This is a genomic window from Pedobacter polaris, assembly GCF_005116505.1.
GTDB lineage: Bacteria > Bacteroidota > Bacteroidia > Sphingobacteriales > Sphingobacteriaceae > Pedobacter > Pedobacter polaris.
On sequence record NZ_SWBR01000002.1, the window covers coordinates 1,301,012 to 1,323,821 of the forward strand.

At 33.3% G+C, this 22,810-nt stretch carries 22 protein-coding genes and 1 tRNA gene; 5 read left to right on the forward strand and 18 right to left on the reverse strand.

All coding sequences use genetic code 11. The annotated features are described in order from the left end of the window. Window positions 1-3 precede the first annotated feature (3 nt). From FA048_RS11630 to FA048_RS11695, 14 genes are all read right to left on the reverse strand, one after another. The gene (locus FA048_RS11630; RefSeq protein WP_136841016.1) at window positions 4-456 is read right to left on the reverse strand and encodes a MarR family winged helix-turn-helix transcriptional regulator; all 453 of its coding nucleotides are present in this window, start codon (window positions 454-456) and stop codon (window positions 4-6) included. Then, window positions 432-632 (reverse strand): DUF5522 domain-containing protein, encoded by a 201-nt coding sequence (locus tag FA048_RS11635; protein WP_136841017.1) that lies wholly within the window; start codon window positions 630-632, stop codon window positions 432-434. Before FA048_RS11635 ends, FA048_RS11630 begins: the two co-directional genes overlap by 25 nt. Continuing rightward, on the reverse strand, window positions 632-1,588 hold the full coding sequence (locus FA048_RS11640) for an MBL fold metallo-hydrolase (RefSeq protein WP_136841019.1): 957 nt from the start codon (window positions 1,586-1,588) through the stop codon (window positions 632-634). Before FA048_RS11640 ends, FA048_RS11635 begins: the two co-directional genes overlap by 1 nt. Before the next feature lie 16 nt (window positions 1,589-1,604). Next, window positions 1,605-2,195: a dephospho-CoA kinase gene (gene coaE / locus FA048_RS11645; protein WP_136841021.1), complete on the reverse strand. Its 591-nt coding sequence runs from the start codon at window positions 2,193-2,195 to the stop codon at window positions 1,605-1,607. Beyond that, window positions 2,195-3,142, reverse strand: coding sequence for a YbbR-like domain-containing protein (locus FA048_RS11650; protein WP_136841023.1), 948 nt, complete (start codon window positions 3,140-3,142; stop codon window positions 2,195-2,197). Before FA048_RS11650 ends, coaE begins: the two co-directional genes overlap by 1 nt. Window positions 3,143-3,216: 74 nt before the next feature. Further along, on the reverse strand, window positions 3,217-3,543 hold the full coding sequence (yajC, locus tag FA048_RS11655; RefSeq protein ID WP_136841025.1) for a preprotein translocase subunit YajC: 327 nt from the start codon (window positions 3,541-3,543) through the stop codon (window positions 3,217-3,219). Between the two features lie 104 nt (window positions 3,544-3,647). Beyond that, a complete protein-coding gene (locus FA048_RS11660; protein WP_136841028.1) occupies window positions 3,648-4,085 on the reverse strand; it encodes a DUF1573 domain-containing protein in 438 nt (145 codons plus the stop codon). Between the two features lie 2 nt (window positions 4,086-4,087). After that, window positions 4,088-5,038 (reverse strand): transcription antitermination factor NusB, encoded by a 951-nt coding sequence (gene nusB, locus FA048_RS11665; protein ID WP_136841030.1) that lies wholly within the window; start codon window positions 5,036-5,038, stop codon window positions 4,088-4,090. A gap of 42 nt (window positions 5,039-5,080) precedes the next feature. Continuing rightward, the gene (locus FA048_RS11670; protein WP_136841032.1) at window positions 5,081-6,169 is read right to left on the reverse strand and encodes a Glu/Leu/Phe/Val family dehydrogenase; all 1,089 of its coding nucleotides are present in this window, start codon (window positions 6,167-6,169) and stop codon (window positions 5,081-5,083) included. 199 nt (window positions 6,170-6,368) lie between these two features. After that, window positions 6,369-7,118 carry a hypothetical protein gene (locus tag FA048_RS11675; protein WP_136841034.1) on the reverse strand — a complete coding sequence of 250 codons (750 nt, stop codon included), beginning with the start codon at window positions 7,116-7,118 and terminating at the stop codon, window positions 6,369-6,371. 180 nt (window positions 7,119-7,298) lie between these two features. Then, window positions 7,299-7,661 (reverse strand): hypothetical protein, encoded by a 363-nt coding sequence (locus FA048_RS11680; RefSeq protein WP_136841036.1) that lies wholly within the window; start codon window positions 7,659-7,661, stop codon window positions 7,299-7,301. A gap of 60 nt (window positions 7,662-7,721) precedes the next feature. Beyond that, window positions 7,722-8,273: a hypothetical protein gene (locus FA048_RS11685; protein WP_136841038.1), complete on the reverse strand. Its 552-nt coding sequence runs from the start codon at window positions 8,271-8,273 to the stop codon at window positions 7,722-7,724. Window positions 8,274-8,277: 4 nt separating this feature from the next. Continuing rightward, on the reverse strand, window positions 8,278-9,048 hold the full coding sequence (locus FA048_RS11690; protein ID WP_136841040.1) for a hypothetical protein: 771 nt from the start codon (window positions 9,046-9,048) through the stop codon (window positions 8,278-8,280). Beyond that, window positions 9,042-10,124 (reverse strand): hypothetical protein, encoded by a 1,083-nt coding sequence (locus tag FA048_RS11695; RefSeq protein ID WP_136841042.1) that lies wholly within the window; start codon window positions 10,122-10,124, stop codon window positions 9,042-9,044. Before FA048_RS11695 ends, FA048_RS11690 begins: the two co-directional genes overlap by 7 nt. Before the next feature lie 151 nt (window positions 10,125-10,275). Here FA048_RS11695 and FA048_RS11700 point away from each other — a divergent pair, with 151 nt between their 5' ends. Together FA048_RS11700 and FA048_RS11705 are read left to right on the forward strand one after the other, a co-directional pair. Continuing rightward, entirely contained in the window at window positions 10,276-12,060 is a 1,785-nt protein-coding gene (locus tag FA048_RS11700) for an ABC transporter ATP-binding protein (protein WP_136841044.1), read from the forward strand. A 119-nt stretch (window positions 12,061-12,179) separates the two neighbouring features. Then, a complete protein-coding gene (locus FA048_RS11705; RefSeq protein WP_136841046.1) occupies window positions 12,180-12,512 on the forward strand; it encodes a DUF3276 family protein in 333 nt (110 codons plus the stop codon). A 65-nt stretch (window positions 12,513-12,577) separates the two neighbouring features. Here the strand turns inward: FA048_RS11705 and FA048_RS11710 are convergent, their stop codons facing one another. Next, entirely contained in the window at window positions 12,578-13,048 is a 471-nt protein-coding gene (locus FA048_RS11710) for a DUF5362 family protein (RefSeq protein ID WP_136841049.1), read from the reverse strand. Between the two features lie 161 nt (window positions 13,049-13,209). On the opposite strand from FA048_RS11710, the gene ychF reads away from it, so the two are divergent. Beyond that, window positions 13,210-14,304: a redox-regulated ATPase YchF gene (gene ychF, locus FA048_RS11715; protein ID WP_136841051.1), complete on the forward strand. Its 1,095-nt coding sequence runs from the start codon at window positions 13,210-13,212 to the stop codon at window positions 14,302-14,304. Between the two features lie 607 nt (window positions 14,305-14,911). Here ychF and mgtE read toward each other — a convergent pair. Beyond that, a complete protein-coding gene (gene mgtE / locus FA048_RS11720; RefSeq protein ID WP_136841053.1) occupies window positions 14,912-16,285 on the reverse strand; it encodes a magnesium transporter in 1,374 nt (457 codons plus the stop codon). A 208-nt stretch (window positions 16,286-16,493) separates the two neighbouring features. Here mgtE and FA048_RS11725 point away from each other — a divergent pair, with 208 nt between their 5' ends. Further along, window positions 16,494-17,504 (forward strand): PorP/SprF family type IX secretion system membrane protein, encoded by a 1,011-nt coding sequence (locus FA048_RS11725; protein ID WP_136841055.1) that lies wholly within the window; start codon window positions 16,494-16,496, stop codon window positions 17,502-17,504. On the opposite strand, the gene FA048_RS11730 is transcribed toward FA048_RS11725, so the two are convergent. Then, the gene (locus FA048_RS11730; protein WP_136841057.1) at window positions 17,501-21,016 is read right to left on the reverse strand and encodes a gliding motility-associated C-terminal domain-containing protein; all 3,516 of its coding nucleotides are present in this window, start codon (window positions 21,014-21,016) and stop codon (window positions 17,501-17,503) included. The genes FA048_RS11725 and FA048_RS11730 overlap by 4 nt on opposite strands. 143 nt (window positions 21,017-21,159) lie before the next feature. Here FA048_RS11730 and FA048_RS11735 point away from each other — a divergent pair. Continuing rightward, window positions 21,160-21,231: transfer RNA gene (locus FA048_RS11735), tRNA-Arg, on the forward strand. A 133-nt stretch (window positions 21,232-21,364) separates the two neighbouring features. Here the strand turns inward: FA048_RS11735 and FA048_RS11740 are convergent. After that, window positions 21,365-22,774 (reverse strand): TolC family protein, encoded by a 1,410-nt coding sequence (locus tag FA048_RS11740; protein WP_136841059.1) that lies wholly within the window; start codon window positions 22,772-22,774, stop codon window positions 21,365-21,367. Window positions 22,775-22,810 lie beyond the last annotated feature (36 nt).

The window sequence follows — 22,810 nt, forward strand, 5'->3', positions numbered from 1 at the left end:
TGATTATCCTCTCATCTTATCTAATAAGCTATTCAACTGTTTTGCTTCTTCATCAGTTAAATTTGGAGCAATAAAAGTGGAGAAGTCAATCTGCTTATCCATTTTTTTTAACAACGCGAGTCCCTTTTCAGAAATGATAACATCAACTGCTCTTTTATCGTAGCTATTGATTGTTTTCTCAACGTATTCTTTTTGAATTAGTCTATCTACAATCCTAGAGGTATCACTCATTTTATCTAAAATTCTATTTTTGATAAGATTTACGGTTGCAGGACTCGGATATTGACCTCTTAAAATTCTAAGTACATTATATTGTTGCGGAGTAATTGCAAAAGGCTCTATGAGCTCTTTAACTTTTTGATTACTCCAGTGATAAGTGAACATTACATTAATTAATGTTTGTTGATAAACATTTTCAAATTTTGAAACTTTTACTTCTTTTTGTAGTTGGACCATTTAGCGTCTGATTCGTTAATAGATGATTTTGAGGAATTTTGATCATCAGTTTTCCCAAAATTCCACGGACAATGTTTGCATCTATTTTTACAACAGTGCCCCCTTTTAAGGTGATAAGCACTAGTAAAAACCATTAGTCCCTGTTCATTGAAATAATAATCAACCCCTTCTTCCATTAATTAAGCAATTTAACTACCAATTTAGATTCGAAATAAGATTTTAACTGAGTTCCACTCCCGTGTGTTGTCCATATTTGCATTGGCTTTACCATTTCAATGGTTTTTAAAATGGCTTTCCAATCTACGTGATCAGAGATATATAGTTGAATTTCGTTATTATTTTGCAAATGTTTCCATCCCGTAGCAAAAACTCTAACTACATTAATTGCCTTGAAATAACTGTTAAAAACCATTGGGGGAACGATGTAAATCATATTCGTTTGGTTATTTTTCATCACTTTCCTATCGTACACTTCATATTTACCTAAAGAAATACCCATTTCTTCATAAATTTTACCAAATGGAACAATGCTATGGTGTAGCAATATCCTTTTTTCTATACAGTGTTGATTGATCATGGCTATTAAACGCTGGCTTTTACCTAGGGCATAAGAGCCTAGCATGATATTAGCACTTACACTATTTAATTTTTTAATTTCTTCAATTGCATTTGGATGTTCAGTTTCGGGGTTTGCAAATGTTGTTTCTGTAATTAATACATCTGCATTAACAAATTCAATTGCCTCACAGGTAGAATCCTCCTCCAATTTATAATCTCCAGTATAAAGATATTTAATGCCTTTATACTGCATTAAAACCAGCGCAGAGCCAAGTATATGTCCTGCTGGATAAAAACTAATTTCAATGCCATTTAGCTCAAAAACTTCATGGTAAGTTTTAATATGAAAATCAACAGCCGCAAACTTTTTGTATCGATGTTGCATAAACATTGATGTAGCTTTTGTGCAGTAAACATTTGAATTGCCTCCTACCGCATGATCACCATGTGCATGAGAAATTACAGCATCTACTATAGGCTCTTTGGGGTCTAGATAGAAATTACCATAACTACAAAATAAGCCTATTTTAGTTTGAAGGATAAAATCGTCTATAATTTCATTTTGGTTTAACATAATTTTAGATGGGCAGTTATAGCTTTAAAAACTGCTGATGTAAGTCTAAGACTTGCATAATAACAGAATTATTTTCTGTATTTTCTATAAAGTAATCGGCCATTTTAGCCTTTTGTTTATCGGTAAATTGTTTATCCATTCGGGCTTTAACCTGGTCTTCTGTAACGCCATCTCGTTGCATTACCCGCGTTAACTTTGTAATTAAAGGAGCTGTAACTAAAATATTTTTATCACACATTTTATAAGAGCCACTCTCAAACAATAAAGCAGCCTCTTTTAAAGTATATGGCACAGTTGAAGGCATTTCTTTTTCCCACAAATCAAAAGCTCTAAAAACAGCAGGATGAACGAGCGCATTTAACTTTTCAAGTTCTTTTAAATTATTGAATACAATAGCTGCAATATGTTTGTTGTTTAGCTCACCGTTTTGCAGATAACTATCATTTCCGAAAGTTGATTTAATTCCATCTATCAAAACCTGATCAGTAACCATAATTTGCTTGGCAACAGTATCTGCATAAAAGACAGGAATACCTAAAGTTTCGAAAACCTTACAAACAGTTGTTTTCCCACTCCCTATCCCCCCAGTAATTCCAATTTTCAACATTATTTTTCGATGATAAAATTAATTTTATTAGGGACTATTTTAATCAACTTACAGTAGTTGGGGAAACGATTAATTTTAACTGTAAACTTATGATGGCCTAATTTTTTCCATTCGTTTACATCAACAACAGCGTCTATAAAATCTTCATCAACTTCTTGATAGCTTGATAGGGACACTAGAAATGTAATTTTTATTTTCTTTGGATAAAGCTTAATGTCATAGAAATCAATGTTATTAATTATCCTTAAAGGAACTTCAATCGTTTTCTCTGTAAATTCATCAACAGGCACCTTTACACCCACACTACTTGGATAAATGCTGATGTTATTTGAGTTATTTTGTTTTATTGCTATCCTCGCATTTGTCGTTTTTTGTAAGTCGGCTAGTTTTAATGTATCCGTATACCATTCTTTTATTTTTGCGAGCTCTTCTTGTGGTCCAGAAATATTTACATAAGCTGGTTTTAATTGAACTGGACTTGAAATTCCGTATTGTTTTAAAAAGGTAAATTTAGAAGTTAGTTTTATAGGAACACGTTTATTGGTACGTTTAGAGAAGTCAAAATATAAGGTATCCGGCTTAATTGAAATAATTTTTTGTGATGTTTCAAGCTGTTTATTAATCTGCGCAATCTGCTCAGAAAAAAGAATAAAACTTCTATTATTCAGTTTTTCTAAACTCACAGTAATTGATTGAGGATTAATGCGTAAACGCGAAAAAAGCAGTTGCCAACCCGTTCCTTCTACCAACAAATCTACTGCATTTGGCTGTAAAGGCTTAAATGCTTTATTTTGAGGTTCGTCCTTATAAATCAACTCTGTTTTTGCCGTGTATTTATATTTACCATTTAGTGCCATAAATAACCAAGCAGCCATAGCAAAAATTAAGCAAGTAACAAGCACTAAAAAACGTTTTCTTTCTACTTTAGTTAATCTGATAAAAGGCATAATGTAAAATTACAAAAAAAAGCCACTCTCCCGAAATTACGGAAGAATGGCTTAAATTTTAAAAACAATAGGTTCTATGCTTTAGTTGCTGGTGCCGGAGCTGAAGCAGCTTTAGTAGCATCTAAAGATATTGCTGATTTGTCAAAGCGAATTTTTGTACCACCTTCAACTTCAATTAAAAATGTTGTTTCGTTAGAACCAACAATTTTACCATGAATACCTGCTGTAGTAATAATTTTATCTCCTATTCCCAGTTCAGCAACTAATTTTTTATGCTCTTTTGCTTTTTTAACCTGAGGTCTAATCATGAAAAAATAGAATACGACCATAATCGCTCCCATCATAATTAGTGTTTTATAATCAAATCCTCCTGCTGCTTGTAATAATACTGATGATGTCATTATTTTATATTTATTGTTTGTTATTGTTAAATTGATTTATTGGTTAATAGTCGATGGTTGATAGACAATAGCCAGAGACTATCAGCTATAAGCCATCAACCTTTTTATTTCTTCTCTTTTATTTCTCCTACTAAATGCAATTTCTCTGGTTCAGGATTAGCATTAGATACTAATGTAACTTGTTTATCTTGCATACCAATTTTTCCAGCACTGTTAAACACTACTTTAATAATACCACCTTCACCTGGTTTTACTGGAGTTTTAGGAAATTCTGGAACTGTACAACCACAGGTAGCTGTTGCATCTGTAATTATTAATGGAGTTTTACCTGTATTTTTAAACTTAAAATCAAATGTAACCACTTCTCCTTGTTCAATTACCCCGAAATCATAAATTTCTTTTTCAAATTTAACTTTAGGGGCATCTTCTGATAATACAGATGGTACTGCTTTTTCAGCTTTATCTTCAATTGTTTGAGACTTATCTTGTGTGCAAGCCGCAAAAGAAAGTACAGTAAATGCTACGAGCAATAATTTTTTCATTTCTATTCTTCAATTAGGCCTCTGCCTATTTTTTTAATACTATTTGTTCTCTTTAAATCATTTAAAATTTTATCCAAGATACCGTTTATAAATGAATTACTTTTCGGCGTACTGTAATCTTTTGATAATTCTAAATATTCATTAATGGTAACTTTAACTGGAATAGATGGAAAGTTCATCAATTCACAGATTGCCATTTTCATTAATATCGTATCCATTAATGCAATCCTTTCCGATTCCCAATTTTTGGTCCGCTCTGCAATTAACTCCTGATAAGCACCGTCATTTTTTAAGGTATATGCAAATAGATCTTTCACAAATCTGCTATCTTCTGTCCAATCTGCACTAATTGGTGTTAATTTATTTTTAAAAGGATCTTCTGAGGTAAAATTCTTTAATGTTTTAGCGATCATGCCTTGCATTACCTCTCTATCTACAGACCAGTTGATAAATTTATCTTCAAAAGCCTGGATGATATTTTGATTTTTTAGCAATACTTTACGGAAAATAAATTTGATGATGTCTTTAGAGCTCTCTAAAGTTTCAGTTTCTTCCGCTAAATATTCGGCATATTCTTTAGTATCCTTTAGCTTGATAAAAATAGATTTTACCAATTCAGGATCTGAATGCCAATTTACCTGATACTTATTAACTAATGCAGTATATTCGGGATTTAGCTTTAAAATTTCAATAAATTTATTGTGCAATAACTTCTGATTTGGATTTAAATCTTCGGCCGTTGGCAAATGTTTATTAGCTCTTTCGATAGCATCATTTGCGGTATATTCAGTTACATCTACCAATAAGGCAAGCATACGAATGTACATTTCATAAACACTATCAATACTTTGCATTAAAGTTTTTTGACTGCTTACGCTATCTTTTTTTTCTGTCATGTGCCATGCATAAATATTTTGCAAAGCTTTAATTCTTAGGTGCCTTCTGTTTAACATGAATGTAAGAACGATTGGTAAATTATACCGTTTATAAATTTATTAATATGATGATTTGATTTTCTTTATATCGCTTATTCTTTTTTCTGCAATGCGACTTGCAGCTAAATTGGTAGGTATTTTTTCAGCTTTTGATAGTTTGATTACTTCACGAGTGGCATTGTAAATATTTTCTGTTAATTGCATTGTGCGTTTTTTGCCAAATCCAGTTAATTCAGAATAACAGTTAATCAATCCACCAGCATTTATTAAATAATCTGGAGCATACAAAATGCCTTTATCTAACAATAGCTGACCATGAACTTCTTCATCTGCTAGTTGATTATTAGCAGAGCCAGCAATGATGGCAAACTTCATGTTTTTAATAGTTTTATCATTAACGGTTGCCCCTAGCGCACAAGGTGCATAAATGTCTGCACCCATTGTAAAAATTTTATCTGCACTAATTGGTTTCGCCTTATATTTACGTGCAACTTCATGCAAACGCTCTTCATTAATATCGCTAATGTATACCTCTACATTTTCTTGTCTTAACAACTCAACTAAGTTTTCTCCAACGTTGCCAATTCCTTGTACCACTACAGATTTTCCTGCAAGCATATCAGTACCAAAAACCTCCTTTACACAGGCTTTTATTCCTAAAAAAACTCCTTTTGCAGTAACTGGAGCAGGATTACCACCACCACCAATAGATTCAGGCACACCGGTAACATGCTCCGTTTCCATACGGATATATTCCATGTCTTTGGTTGTAGTACCCATATCTTCTGCAGTAATAAACTCTCCGTTTAAATTTTTGATAAAACGGCCATAACTACGCATTAAAGCTTCAGTTTTTATCCTCCTTGAATCGCCAATAATTACAGCTTTACCACCACCTAAATTTAATCCGGTAATGGCAGATTTGTAAGTCATTGCTTTAGATAAGCGCAACACATCTTCTAAAGCTTCTGCCTCAGAATTGTAATTGAACATGCGTGTACCGCCTAAAGCAGGACCTAATGTGGTATCATGAATAGCAATAATGGCTTTTAATCCGGTATCGGGGTCATTACAAAAAACCACTTTTTTGTGGCCAGATGCACTTAATTGGTCTAAAACAGAAGTTACGATAGAACTATTACCAGACATACAAGATTGTTGAATTGATAGGCGCAAAATTAAGATAAAAAAACCATTATTTTACTTTGTTTTTAAATTTCACCAAAACTTTATATTCTTCTAGCGTTCCTAATTGGTGTTATTATAATTAACAAAGAAATTAATATCCTTTTGAATACTAACATTAAAAAAGTGGCTGGTGATAACACCAACCCACAAGGGAGTGTATCTAATGCTGATTTGTAGGCTCTCTATCTCTAGGAACATAGTTTTTGTTTCTATTAGGTTCATAAATAGCATCCAACATAAATAAATTAATATTATTGTTTGGCAATATAAGTTGTTTAAGCGCCCATTTTACAAATCCCTTATTTTCCAGGCTCAATCCTTTTTCATCCAAATACTCTTTAATCTGCATTACAACATCAGGATTTTCGGCTTTCTTAAGCATTTTTTTTTCTTTAGAATTGAAACCAACACTATCTAAAAGATACCTTAACGCTAACTTATGACCAGACGGCTTGGGACCATATTTTGGCTTATAGTTATTTTCATCGACTACTGGCAAACCTCTAAAATCTATGGGCAATAAGTCATCATTTTTCTTAAATAAACTATATTTAATCACTCGAAAAAAATCTATCCATTTTATTAAGTATTGACTTAAATCATTAACATCAGTTAAAGGATATTTATATTGAAGCCGTTCTTTAGTTAATTTGAGTTCATCCGTCTTCAAGGAATTCTTTATGTAGTATAAATAAATTTCAGGTGATTTTTTTATTTTATTGATATGATCTTTATAAAGAATCAAAACAGAGTCTTTTTTAATTGTATTATTCCTGTATTTTTCAAAATCTACTTTTAGATTTGCTAGTTTTTGAAAATCTAAACTTATTTGATTATCACTGATCTTTTGTGCATACGCCAAGTTCATCAAACAGATTAAATAAATTATGGTTAAAATAATTTTTTTCATAATTGTAATTATTTTTTTCTCCAATATATCCTTGACGGAAAGGTTTTTTATGGAAAAAGTTACAGGTTTAAAAAGTGGTTGGTGTTAACACCAACCACAAAAAAAGAGAAAATGTATTAAACGTTGATTAATTAAAACAATCAGCAGAGATTTTTTTTAATTCTACTTTAGCTATGGAATCTAATTCATGACTAGCATAAAAATGTAATGCCTGTGCCATAAATTTTGTTCTTTTGTGCATTCAATACATAATGATGCTGGTGGCATTTTTTTTACAAAATCTTTTCTTATTGAATCTATCTTTTTAAAAAGTACAGGATCATAAATTCCGTCGTATGGATTCCCCACATCTCTCTTTTTGATTTCTTTTATAGCGTCTGTACCTTTGTAGCTTTCTTGAAGTATAGAAAAAAACACCTTGTCTTTAAAGGCATTAATACATGGATTGGGGCCGTTATTATAATCAAATTTTGGGTATTTATATTTTGTTTTACACCCTATGCCTATTATAAGCACCATACCAATCAATATTATTTTTTTCATAATTTTATTGTAATACCCACACATCAATCCAAAAAAAACATGACCAAGGAATTATATTTTCTATTTTTCTTTTAGCTCAGGTGGTGGGAACATTGGTTCTTCATGCTCAACTTTCTTTTTCAAGTCTATATACCATTGATCTTTTTCAAAATCATAACTTTTTCTTCTTCCACCAATATCATTAGCAACTGCTACTATATTCCATCTTTCATTTTCCTCAGTTAGCTTGAAAAAATAAAATAACTGAGACCCATTTTCTACAAATGATACAGAGACTGTGTCTAGTATTTTAACAAAATTATATATACTTATTCTCTCCCTTTTATCATAGGGATAATTAATCCCCCCAATGTTTATCATCCTAGACCGAGGGCTATCTTCCAGAAAGACAATTTTAAAGTACTTGCTTTTTCTTGGCCAACTTTTATTATAAAACTTCGTTTTTAAAAAATAAAGGGTATCAGCGTTAATCGTTTCCTTAAGCAACACTTTATTTTCCAGAATACTGTTAAATATAGCTGTGGTATCACTTGCACTTAACCTTTTATTGTCAGCTTGTCTACATGATAATAGGCATATTGTCAACAACAAGTAAATTATATTTTTAAACATAAAATTAATTTTTAGTTTTAACTCTATAGTATCTCAACCATTCCTTTGCATTTTCAGGCACTAAATAGCCTGGAGCTCCAGGTGGTTGAATATGGCCCTCCATATACCAACCAGGCTCTTTTATGGTTCCTTTTATATTTGTCATTTCAACTGGTAAATTATTTATGTCTCTTCCAAAATGAACAAATTCATGAAGTGTTGCAATGGTTACAATTAAACCTAATTTTTGGTAATTGAAATTGGTTTTATTGTTTTCTAACTCATTTACAAAATCATTATCAATTTGTAGTGTCTTTGTTCTGCTATCATAGTGGCCAACTATATCATTCCCTTTATTATCTTTTAGATTATGTATGACAACTACTTTAGGTCCCTTACCAGGCTGCATTAATTCCTTTATTTTTTTCTCACTAAAACCTGTTGTATAAGTCAGAGCTTTTAAAATGTTAGGGTATCGGGTTAAAAAGTTAGGCAAATCTGTAACTAAGGCCTTAAAATTTGGATAGTTATTTAATTCCGAAACATCTAAATTAGGCAAATTAATAGTTGAGTTTGGAATATTATTCATCTCTGTTAAATCTGAGAAAGGAACATCTCTATTATCATCCAAATAACCAACAGCCCATTTCCCAAATTCTTTAACTTCTCTTTCTTCAGAATTTAAATGGGTTAGCAATTCGTTTGCTATAGTTGGATTATCATTTAAAAATGTTGCTTCAGCAGCAGATAGATGTAGTTGGGCATCGGGATCTGAATTAAACCAATCGATTAACAATTGTGCTGCTGTTTTTGGTGTTGGTGCATTAACGGGGGATCTGGTGTTCCCTCTGTAGGAATGGCGATTGAAGAACAGGGCAGCACGTACTCCATGCCAGGTGGGGGCGGAGTTGTTGGAATGGTATAATTTGGGTCGGGATTGCAGTTTAACGGGGTATAGTCGTTTGGATTGGGGCCACCTCCGCCCGGGTTCCCTATAGGACTATAGCCTGACCCATTATTGTTATTACCTGTTCCACCAGTTGGACCATCAGGTCCGTCAGGGGGCAATGCACAATCATATTCAACTTCCACCGCAATAGTTCTAGTATAACCTTTACTTGGTGGTGTTGGGCATGGGCAAAATCCAGCAACAAATTGTTCATAGGTATGGCCTTGGCATGGGCAAACTTTTGGCTCTGTTTTTATAGTAACAGTTGTGGTAACGGTACACAACATATCTCCATTGCCAGTATCCATTTTTGAGCCATTTATACTAGCAATCTTATTTAACTTGTGGTTTAAGGCTCCACTAACTCGAGCTGGCTCAGTATTTCCAAAAGAATATATCTTCTTTATTTTCCCATCCCAGTCTTTAACAAATATTTTCCCATCATATTTTCTAGAAAATTTGGCATCAACCCATTTTTCGGAAGGTTTTAGTTCTACCCATTCTGTGATGATGTTGTCATGTTTGTCCTTATACATCATCATATAGTTCAAATAGCCAAACTTAACCATCCTATCTTCTGAAATATGAACGTATAACCCTTCTTTGTGCATTGGTACCAAAACCGCATCAGTTTGTATAGACAGTTTTTTAAGTATAGACGCATCCCACATAGGCTGTTTACCATCAATAGGGTTTGATGATATAGTTGCAGAACTTGAACCATTAGTGCTCATCTGCTTTTTTAAATTCACAGTGTTTTGAAAGTTATGCTCAAAATAACTTTTTGCCTCGGCAATGGTTAAGTTGTTTACTCCTTTACTTGGCAATAAAGTTTCTTTTCGGCAAGATTGTGTTAGAAATAGACACAGTAAGAATGGAAAGAGCATAGCTCTCCCCTTGTAGAGTGTTAATTTGTTTTTCATAAATAGATATTATTTTATAGGTATCTAAAGTTAATGATATGCAATCTTAAAACCTACAGCTCTAAAAAATTATTTATAAATAATTGTTGCCAGTAGTTAATTTCTAAACATTATATCCAAAAAGAAAGTCTTTTGGCTAAATTAGCAGCTCATGAAACATTTAAGTTTTTTAAACAAATACTTCTATAAATATAAATGGTGGATAATCCCTGGGATTATTTTTGTAATTATCTCTAACATTTTTGGTGTTGTACCTGCTCAAGTTGTTGGTCATGCCTTCAATTTGATAACTGAGAACATTGCTATTTATCAACTTTTTAACGGATTTAATCGTCAGCAAGTTATTTATGATATTTTTAGTTATAGTCTCTTCTTTTTTGGCATCTTAATATTAATCATGTACCTCATCAGAGGGTTATTCTTATTCTTTATGCGGCAAACAATTATTCTAATGTCTAGACACATTGAATATGATATGAAGAATGAAATTTATGCGCATTACCAGAAATTAAGTCTAGGTTTTTACCGAAGGAACAATACTGGCGATTTAATGAATCGTGCTACAGAAGATGTAAATAGAGTTAGAATGTATGTTGGTCCTGCGATTATGTATACCATAAATACAGCGGTGCTTTTTTGCTTAATTATTTATTTCATGTTTGATGTGAATAGTACTTTGGCTATTTACTGCTTACTTCCCTTACCTGTTTTAGTAATTACTATATATTATGTAAATACGCTAATTAATAACAAAAGCGAAAAAATACAAGAGCAATTATCAAAATTATCTTCTTTTGTACAAGAGCGCTTTTCTGGCATTAGAGTAATTAAATCATACGTTAGAGAAGACCAAACCCAAGCAGTTTTTGCTCAGGAAAGCAATGCCTACAAAACAAACGCTATGAGTTTAGTTAAGGTGCAGGCTTTGTTCTACCCATCGATGTTATTATTAGTGGGGCTAAGTACCATTTTAACAGTTTATATTGGCGGAAAACAGGTAATAGATGGAGCCATAACTCCTGGTAACATTGCAGAATTTATAGTGTATGTTAACCAATTAACGTTCCCTGTTACCATGTTAGGTTGGGTTACCACTTTAATTCAAAGGGCAGCTGCTTCTCAAAAAAGGATCAATGAGTTTTTACAGTTAGCGCCAGACATTACATCAAATAATACTGAGACACCAGAATTTGAAGGAAAAATAAGCTTTAAAAACGTAAGTTTTACTTATCCAGATACCGGAATAGAAGCAATAAAGGATATCAATTTTGAAATAGAAAAAGGAAAATTCTTGGCGATAATTGGTAGAACAGGCTCAGGAAAATCTACATTAGCCAATTTAATTATGCGGATGTATGATGTTGATTCAGGAAAAATTGAAATTGATGGAAAAGAATTAAAAGGATTAAATCTTAATAATTACCGTGACCAAATTGGTTTTGTACCACAAGAGGTGTTCTTATTTTCTGATACTATAAAGAATAATATCGCTTTTGGTTTAAGTGCTGTAGAAGACGGGCAAGTTGAGCAGGCTGCTAAAAATGCAGCGGTTTACAACAACATTATAGATTTTGATTTAAAATTTGAAACGATGTTAGGCGAAAGAGGAATTACGCTTTCTGGCGGTCAAAAACAACGTGTATCTATAGCCAGAGCTTTAATTAAAGAGCCTAAAATATTAATATTTGATGATTGCCTATCTGCTGTTGACACCAAAACAGAAGAAGAAATACTGAGCAATTTAGGAAAAATAATGAAAGGAAAAACCAGTGTATTAATTGCACACAGAATATCAACCATAAAAAATGCAGATAAGATTATTGTATTAGATAATGGAAGAATTATTGAGCAAGGCACACATGATGAGCTACTTAAGAACAATGGTGCCTATGCAGAAATGCACGACAATCAATTACTTGAAGAAGAAAATAGCTAACAAGCCAATTGATAAGTAAATTATTTTTTGAGTTAATTGAAAATGTAGTTATTTCTATTTTGAATTAATAATTATTGCTTTATATTTACCCCAACCTTAAACTTATACTACGAGACACAATGGGAGATTTTGACAACAAAGAGAGAGAAGAAGTTTTTAGCAAGAAAGTAAGAGCTGGTAAGCGTACTTATTTTTTTGATGTAAAAGCAACACGTTCAGGCGATTATTACTTAACCCTAACAGAAAGCAAAAAGAGATTAGAGGATGGAGTATTTGTAAAACATAAGATCTTTTTATACAAAGAAGATTTTGAAAAGTTTACTGAAGGCTTAACCGAAACTGTAGAGTATATTAAATCTCATCAGGATGTGGTAGAAAAAAGATATGAATATTCTGAAAATCCAGAGTATACGCATACTCCAAAAACAGAGAGCGACGATTTTTCTTTTTAAGAAAATTAGATAATAAAAAAGTCCCTAATAAAATTAGGGACTTTTTTTGTGATCAAATTCTCTTTCTAAGAAGCTACTGCTCCACTCATTATCGTAGATATAATCATCAATATATATAGTGCGATGTATACAATTGTAATAATTCCCCAGTATTTAAACAAGGATTTCAATTTGCTCATTGCCTCATCTAAGCTTGCCTGCTCACCATACAAAACACCAAGTTTTGCTTTTGTAGCATATTTAAACATTAGTAAACTTGGATAAAAGATGGCAAAAGCTATCACCAAAAAAAACACAGTAAATACAATACTGGCTAATGAACCCATTGAAGTGGCTATAGCTAACATTTGTGGATTAGAATTGATTGCTGCACCAACTGTAAAGGCGCTTATTATCATGATACCAGTAAATACAAAGCCAATTATAGCTAAAAAGCTTGCCCATTTTGCTATTTCATAAATGTAGCTTCTCATCTCTTCACTAACTACTAATTTTAGCTCACTTTGTACTTCTGTTGTTTCTTGAAGGTTTTCCATTTTAAGCGTTTTAATCTAATTCGTAAATATATACATAATTAATATTAGCGTACCTATATTTTACTAGGCAAAGGCCTTAAAAATTAATATCTTTGCGCCCTTTGGGCAAATAGTCAATAGATTATGGCCCATAAACTATTTACAAATAATTAAAAATATAAATGGCATTACAATGTGGTATAGTTGGGTTACCTAATGTTGGTAAATCAACCTTATTTAACTGTTTATCTAACGCAAAAGCACAGGCTGCAAATTTTCCGTTTTGTACAATTGAACCAAATATTGGTGTAATTACTGTACCTGATGATCGTTTAACTAAACTTGCTGACTTGGTTAAACCAAACAAAGTTCAACCTAATACTATTGAGATTGTTGATATTGCTGGTTTGGTAAAAGGTGCATCAAAAGGTGAGGGTTTAGGAAATCAATTTTTAGGAAATATTAGAGCTACAAGTGCGATTATACATGTTTTGCGTTGTTTTGACGACGGAAACGTAATTCACGTTGATGGTTCTGTTGACCCTATTCGTGATAAAGAAATTATTGATACTGAATTACAGTTGAAAGATTTAGATACAGTTGCTAAACGTATCCAAAAAGTTGAGAAAATGGCTAAAACCGATAAAGAAGCCAAAAGAACATTTGATATCTTAACTATTTTTAAAGCTCATTTAGAAACTGGTAAGTCTATCCGTACTGCAAGTGTAGAGAAAGATGACTTCGATTTTATTGAGGATTTAGGGTTATTAACTCAAAAACCTGTAATGTACGTTTGTAATGTTGATGAAGCTTCGGTTATTGACGGAAATAAGTATGTTGATTTGGTTAAAGCAAGTGTAGCCGAAGAAAATGCTGAGGTTTTAGTAATTTCTGCTAAAATAGAATCTGAAATTGCAGAACTAGATAATTATGAAGAACGCCAAGAATTTTTAGCAGATTTAGGCTTAACAGAATCTGGTGTAAATAAATTGATTAGAGCCGCTTATCGTCTACTTGATTTATATACTTACTTTACAGCTGGTGTGCAAGAAGTTAGAGCTTGGACAATTACCAAAGGTTTTACAGCACCACAAGCTGCTGGTGTAATTCATACAGATTTTGAAAAGGGATTTATCCGTGCTGAGGTTATTAAATATAATGATTTTGTAACCCTAGGTTCTGAAGCGGCATGTAAAGAGGCTGGAAAATTAGGTGTAGAAGGTAAAACGTATGTTGTGGAAGATGGAGATATTATGCATTTTAGGTTTAACGTTTAACCCCTAAATCTCCTAAAGGGGACTTTTAATACGAATTGTAAAAATTTCAAAAGCTGCTTCAATTGAGGTGGCTTTTTTTGTTTTACTACAAAACCTTTATGAAACTCATTATATCCAACATTATTACTAATAGCGATAAAGTATAATGGTATAATAATAATCTTACGTTCATCCTTCGTTCATCTTACGTTTATCCTTCGTTTTAATAGGCATATCATAAGCTTGTTGATAGTAAGTAGTATTAATAAAAGATTGGCCAAGAACTTCAAAACTAAACAACTATAAAAGCTACTTCAATTTGAAGTGGCTTTTTTTGTGATTAGGAAATAAGGCTTTATTTAGATAGCTGGTCTTCAACAAGCTCAGACCGACACGAGTAAAACCTCTTAATAGTTGTACATACTATTGTTATTTAAACCCGATTGAAGTAGAAATACTTTTACCAGTCCCCTTTAGGGGATTTAGGGGTAAAAGATTGCAACGAAAAGCGGGACTGAACTGTCCGAAGAGCCGCTGCAATTTGGTTTTCAAAAATTTAATATTATACGCTAAGAATGGCATGAAGGAGATTGCTTCGTCGTTCCTCCTCGCAATGACGAAGTTATTATTAAAGCAAAATGCCTTTTAAAAACAACATTGCAAAAGAAAAATAAATAATTAAGCCGGTAACATCTACTAAAGTTGCTACAAATGGTGTTGATGAAGCAGCTGGATCTGCACCTAATTTTTTAAGTATTAATGGAAGCATTGAGCCCATTAGCGTACCCCAGAGCACAACACCAACTAGCGAACAACCCACTACTAAACCTATTAAAATGTAATGTTCACTAAAAGAAGGCATGATAAAATGCCAAACTAAAATTACACTGAAGCTAAGTAAACAGAGTGTTGATCCTAAGAAAATACCTGAAAAAATCTCTCTTCGCATCACATTCCACCAATCTTTTATAGTTACCTCACCTAATGCCATTGCCTGTATAATTAAAGTAGCTGCTTGTGAGCCACTGTTGCCACCACTTGAAATAATTAATGGAATAAAAGTGGCTAGAATTACAACTTTAGCTATTTGATGTTCAAAGTTTGACATAGCTGCAATTGTTAAAAGTTCTCCAAAAAACAACACAATTAACCAAACCACCCGCTTCTTGTAAAGTTCAAAAACCGGCACATCAAGATAAGGTTCATCTAAGGCTTGTGTACCTCCCATTTTTTGGATATCCTCTGAATATTCTTCGTGGGCAATCCACAAAATATCATCAATGGTAACAATACCTAATAACACATTCTGATCATCAATAACCGGTAAGGCTACTCGATTATTCATTTTAAATACGTTAATGGCTTCTTCTTGAGGGTCATTTACTTTTAATGCAATTAACCTATTATCTGTTAGCTCCCCTATCTTAACTTCTGGATCGGCCAATAAAATTTCACGAATCCGAATATCATCTAACAGCACACCATCTTTGTCAATTACATAAACAACATCTATGGTTTCCGAATTTTTACCATATCGGCGAATATGTGAAAGTACTTTACTTACTGTCCATTCTATTTTAACAGCAATAAAATCGGGGGTCATCATTCGTCCAACACTATCTTCTTTATAACCTAAAAGATGTAATGCCTCTATACGATCATTGTCTGGCAAAAGCGCTAAAAGTTTTTTTACAGCATCTCCTTTCAGTTCTCCTAAAAGCGCTGTTCTATCATCTGGAGGTAATTGCCTAATAATTTCAGTGAGCTTATTATTCTGAAGTTTTTTGATGATCCGTTCTTGTGTAGGAAAATCGAGGATACGAAAAACGTTTACCGCTCTTTTAATGGAAAGTGTTTCGATAAATTTAACGGCATATTGAGGAAGTTCATCTATCAAATGTTCAACATCTGAAATATTTAACTCATTTAAATAGGTCTTTAACTGCTTATCGCTGTCGTTTTCTAACAATTCCAACACTTCGTCTACAAGCAGTTCTTCCATAAGCTTACTATTTAATTACACGCTTTACTATTTACATCGTTTTGCAAAAGTGCTTTTTTCTTTTTGTAATGCCAATTAATACCTTATAAATAGTTTTTATGTTCATCAGGTTTTAAGCTGTACAAATAATAACGATTTATTTAGTTAAAAAAATCTATAATTAATTACATCTTATTATATTAGCGAGATAAAGCTCTCAAATTTTTGAATGAAATTTTTCTATTCTTTTATTCTCTCGGTTTTAAGTTGTTCCATCGCATTTGGACAAGAAACCCCTCGTAGTACTCAGTATATTTTCAATAATTACCTACTTAATCCAGCTTTATCTGGTATTGATAGTTATATAGATTTAAAATTGGGCTATAGAAAACAATGGTCTGGATTGGATGGTGCGCCAAGCACGCAATATCTTTCTTTAAGTGCGCCATTGGGCGAAGAATTTATAAGGGGCTCTATCAACTCATTTTCTTCTAGAGGTTACAATCCATTGAGCAGAAGTTTTGTAAATACTTATACCGCCGCTGAACCTCATCATGGAATTGGCTTGGTTGCAATGACAGACAAAGCCGGTTTAATAAGACAAAGTAATATCAATTTCACTTATGCCTACCATTTAGGATTAAGTAATGAAGTTAATCTGTCTGTTGGTGCATCTGCGGGGCTTAATTTTCTAACATTTAATGCTACCAATATTATTGCAGAAAGTGCATCAGACCCATTATTTGGGGCAGATTATAACAATAGATTTAGACCAGACGTGGGTTTTGGTTTGTGGTTATACAGCCCGAGGTTTTTTCTTGGAGCCTCTGCAAAACAATTACTTGGCACTAGGGCTGCAATAGAAGACAATAAGAGCGTTTCGCTTCCTTACCAATCTGTCTCAATTTATGCAACTGCAGGATATAAGATATTTTTAGATGAGGATATTGCCATGATCCCTTCATTTTTGGCAAGTTACCGTAAAAATTCGCCAGCAGCTGTGGATGCTAATTTAAAACTGGCTTACCAAGATAAATTTTGGATTGGGGCTAGTTATAGAAATAGCGATTCGTTTTCAATGCTTGCAGGTTTTAATGTTGCCTCAATTGTAAACTTAAGCTATTCTTACGATGTAAATACATCAGCTTTACGGTCAGTTAATAACGGAACTCATGAAATTGTGTTGGGCTTTTTGCTGAACAACAAATATGATGTAAAATGCTCTACCCGTCAGTTCTAACGCAATAACGTAATACTTCCACTTATTGGTTTACATTCTGCTCTTAGATCAATTATATAAAAATAAATTCCTGCTGGCAAATCTTTTCCTCTAAATCTACCATCAAATGGTTTAACGTAATTGCCTATAGATTCGTAAACCAACTGCCCTTCGCGTGTATATACTTTAATATTGTTTCCTTTAAAATCTGGCAATCCTTTAACCATCCAAGTATCATTTAAACTATCACCGTTAGGCGTCATCACATTTCCTAACTCAAGGTTGTCATGCGTTACTTCGATGTGCATTTTAGTAAACTCACTTACACATGTACCAAGTCTGCGTCTGATATAATAATCTGCAGTTTTGCTGATTTTGAAATTAAATATGCCTGTAGCTGTTTCAAAAAGTGGCTTATTGTCATTTAGATTAGCATACAGTTCATAAGTACCTTCTTGTTTGCCAATAATAGGAATTGCAATATCAGTTACATAACAAACCCTAATATCTGCAACTACAGGTGCTTCTAGTATAAAAGGCTCATCGATAATCTCATATTCTTGACTAATAGCATAACCACAGGCCGTCTTATCTCTTACTTCTAAGCGATATTTTCCAGCACCTACGTTTGTCAATTCTTGAGTAAACTGAACAGCTTGGCCAGCCTCATTTATCCATTTAAAATCATAATCTGTAACACCACCAAGCACTTGAACGCCTTTTACAGAACCACGTTTTAGCCCACAACCATCTTTAGCAGGCACACCACTATCGGGTACTACTGTTAATTTTGGAATTGTAATAATTCTAAAAGGACCATGAACAGAAGGGCAGTCGTTGATATCCCAAGCGTACAAAGTATAATTACCTGCCGGAAGATTTTTGATTTCGGTTCTCGTGCCAGGAATAATAGTCCCAGATTCATCTCTCCATTCAAACCTAGTTGGCCTTGCTGTAGTAGTATAGTTTAATACCACACTTCCATTGATCAATTCGCAAGTTGTATTGTTTTTTAATTCTGTGAATGCAAATACTTCTGGTACTAATGCCGTAACTGTAAAAGATCTATTTATAGCACAAGTGTAAAGTGTATTACTTGCTGTTAAAGTATAGGTTCCGGGAGCCAAATCTGTTAAGCCAATTTGCATTCCTGTAGAATACACTCCTTTTTTAAGTGATATACCAGCTGCATTTTTCCACTCGTAATAATCAGCATTGCTTATAGTAGGACTACTTATTGCACCATTATCTAAACCACATTTGCTTCGAGTAATTGTAGCATCGCTGATAGCAACATTATTATAAATGCCTACTGTATATTGTAGAGAAATGGGGCACTGACCATCATCAGAAATCATAACAGTATAAGTTCCGCCACCTACGTTTTCTAGATCTATTTTATCTCCAACTATTGTGGTACCAATTACACCAGTAATCGGATCATGTTTATACCATTTAAAAACTGCTGTTCCTGTAACATCCTCCAAAACCATCCCTTTAATGGACCCATTGTCATCTCCGCAAGCAGCATTCGTTCTCGTTGGTGCTGTCTTAACTTTTGGCTGTGGTTTTCTATTTATTGTCACAGGATCAGAAGGCAAAGTACAACCTGCTTCATCCTTAACTGTTACAAAATAAGTTCCTTCAGGTAAATTTGCAGGATTGTTTCTACTTAGTACCGTAGTTGGGTTTGCAACGCTATACCATTCATAACTTAATGTTCCCTTTCCTCTTAAAACTTCAGCAAGAAATGAAAATGTAGTTTGTCCGCAAGTTGGAATTGGTGCCTTAATTGTTGGTTTTGTGAGTTTTTGGTCCTTTACGATATGAATACTTGAAAAAGCTTTACAACCATCATCAATTGTTACTTCGTAAGTACCTACATCTAAACCAATAATACTTTGTGTATTTCCTTTTGGTGTACGACTGTTATCTGTCTCTATTTTTACCCAACTAAATGTAAAACCTTCATGATCTTCTGGAATAGTAATTGAACCATTCCCATTACAAGTTACAGGCTCTATAATTGCTTCATTTGGCAATAAGTCTGCAGTTGAGAAAGGTGATGTTGTTGCATTTAGTAAGCTAGCAGTAGCAGTCACGGTTCCACTTATATTGCCAGTATACTCCCATCGCCCATCACTTCCTGTCTGTACAGTTGTAATATATGTCTTTCCTTCACAAATACCATTGCAATTTTGAGAGAAAAATATTTCTACTTCTGAATTTGGAGTAGCTTTTCCAGAAACATAATTTGCTCGCTTTTTTAAGATCTGAATATAAGGTTGAAGTATTGTTAAAGTCTTCCCGATTCCGAATGTTTTATTACAAAACATACTATTACGCGTAATTTTAACTGCTTTTGTAGAAGTTGTTTCTATTCCAAAATTGTTATTTGCTATAATATTTTTTTCGGCACTAGCACCTCCTCCTATTGTTCCAATTCCATTATTCCCAATTTGAATTCCTATGCCATTGCCCATATCAATGGCACCGGTTAAATCCGTTCCTATTGCATTTCCTGTTAGGATAAAATCTGAGTTGGCTATGGAAACACCTAATGTTCTGTTACCACCAATTATATTGTTACGCACATAAAGTGCTGAGTTTATAGCATCTACCTTAAGACCAGAAATTTCTAAAGTTGAGGAGGAAAGAAAAATAGGCAATTGGCGAAAATCCTTTTGCCCAGTTACATCTACCCCTATTTTATTATTTACTACGTTGATGTTAAATCGATTACTTGTAGAACTAAATCTTTTAATGTCTACATTAATTCTATTGGCAGCAATTACGTTTCCTTCTCCTGCATTATCCCCACCAACTTCTAAATCACAATCATATAAACTTGCCGAAATACCAGTTACATTTGTATTAGCTGTTACACCATCATAAAATAAACCAATAAAATTCGACTGGATTTTAAGTTTACTTAGTGCATTCGGATTTGTAAATGAAGTTGAATTCTGAATGATAATTCCGTTGATATTACCCCCAATTACATTTCCTTTATTTGGCGCTCCAATAGTGATGTTATTTGATCTATAATCGATAACAATACCAGAACCTTGGTTTGTATTTACATTTTGTAGGTTTGTTATGGTTGCAAAATTTCTTAAATAAAGCCCATAAATTTCAACCGCAGTAGTTTGAATGCCTGTTGAGGAAGGTTGTCCGATTACCAATCCTGAAAAGGTTGTATTAGCAAATTCTGGTTCGATAATAATTTTTGCGCCTGAGACACCTAATGCTGACCAATTTTGAGAACTACCATCAATAACGGTATTCGATGTAACGAGCGGTAACGCAGAGCGCAATCTTATAGTTCTGTTGATATTATTTGTTGGATCTCCAGAGAGTTGGAAATTAATGATAAAAGGTGTAGCTCTACCAACTACTGAAGCATCCAAAAGCCCCTGTCTTAAAGTTCCAGGACCATTATCAGCTATGCTTGTAACCGTATAAGTTTGTGCATACAGCTTATTGAAAGTTAATAATATAACTAGAAGTGTAAAAAATCTGAGAGAGCGCATAAAACGATTTGAGTAGCCAAAATACAATTTTGTAAATGCATTGCCTAACAGATTAGTTAAAAAATTAAGCTATTTTTTTAGATTGCTTGAATTTTCTTTCTATAGGATATTTAAACAGATGTTTCTCTATATTTGCAAACTCTGCTCCCGTAGTTCAATGGATAGAATTATGGTTTCCGGTACCATCGATATGAGTTCGAATCTCGTCGGGAGCACAATAAAAAGGCTTGCAAAATTTGCAAGCCTTTTTTATAAAATTGTCGTCATGCTGAATTTATTTCATGGTCTTCTCTGCAAGCCAGATGCTGAAATAAATTCAGCATGACGATGCGGCGGGTTAGTTATTATTTATTGCCACCCACCACCAAGCGCTCTGTATAAAGAAACGCTAGCATTTAGCTGAGCAGTTTTAAGACTGGTTAAATTTAATTCGCCTTGCAATAAATTACCTTGCGCTGTAATCACTTCTAAATAATTTGCCATTCCACTTTTAAATAACAAATCTGAATTTTTAACAGCTATTTGTAAGGTTTTTACTCTGTTTTGAGCAATTTCAAATTCGCTTTTTAGGTTTACAATTTTTGCTTGCTCATTTGAAACTTCAACAACAGCTCCGATTACAGCCTGTCTAAACAATAAAACTGATTGATCTCTTTCTATTTTAGCAAGTTCGAATTCTGTTTTTAAAACTCCTCTTTGAAATATTGGTTGTGTAATTCCGCCACCAACTACGCCAAATAATGATGCAGGAATATTAAACCAATTACTTGCTTTAAAAGAATTTAATCCACCACTAGCAGAAATAATTAATGTAGGATATAATTTGGCATTTGCGATGCCAACTTTTGCATTTGCAATTCTTAAACCTAACTCTAAACTTCTTACATCTGGCCTAATATTTAACATGGTAGCCGGAACTCCAGTAGCTAATTGTTCTGGAATTGTGAGTTGTTCTAATGTTACCGAACGTTCTATTGCTGTCGGAAATTTTCCGGTTAAAGCGCTTAATGCGTTTTCCTGAATATTAATTTCCTGATTAATTTGAGGGATTAATTGTGTTGAACTTAATTGCTGTGCCTCTGCTTGTTGAATTGCCAATGATGTTACTTGACCAGCATCAAACTGCATTTTAATCATTTTTAGTGTATTATTGTTCAATTCAACGTTCCTTTTGGCTACATTCAACTGTGCATCTAACATTAATAAACGATAAAATCCTGATGCTACATCTGCCACAATACGAGTTTGTACCGCTTTTTTAACTTCAGTAGATTGTAAGTATCCAGCGTATGCTGCATCTTTTTGTCTACTGATTTTACCCCAGATATCCGCTTCCCAACTTAAGGCCAAATTGGCATTGTAATCTTCGATATGAGTTGTATTTAAAAATTGAGATGTGCTTAATCCATTTAAACTATTATCTGATGGGCGACTTGAATTTGCAGTTACCTGCAGATTAAGCTGAGGAATATTACCCAGCTTGGCTCTTTTTAAAATCAGTTCTGCAGCATCGATATTTTTTAATGCAATTTGTAAATCGAAATTCCTTATTAAGGCACTATCAATTAAATTGCGAATTGTAGCTGTGCTAAAAAAATCTTTTATAGGCAGTGCTCCAATACTTGCTGTATCATTTGCTGTTATGCCCCTAAAATTAATTGGCAAGCCATCTTTAGGGGTTACTATGTTTTTTGCTATACCACAACTGCTTAATACTAAAAGCAAAAGGGCAAAAAAACTATTTATAAATTGTTTCATTTTATTAAATTTTAGTTGTACCATTTCTTTAACCAC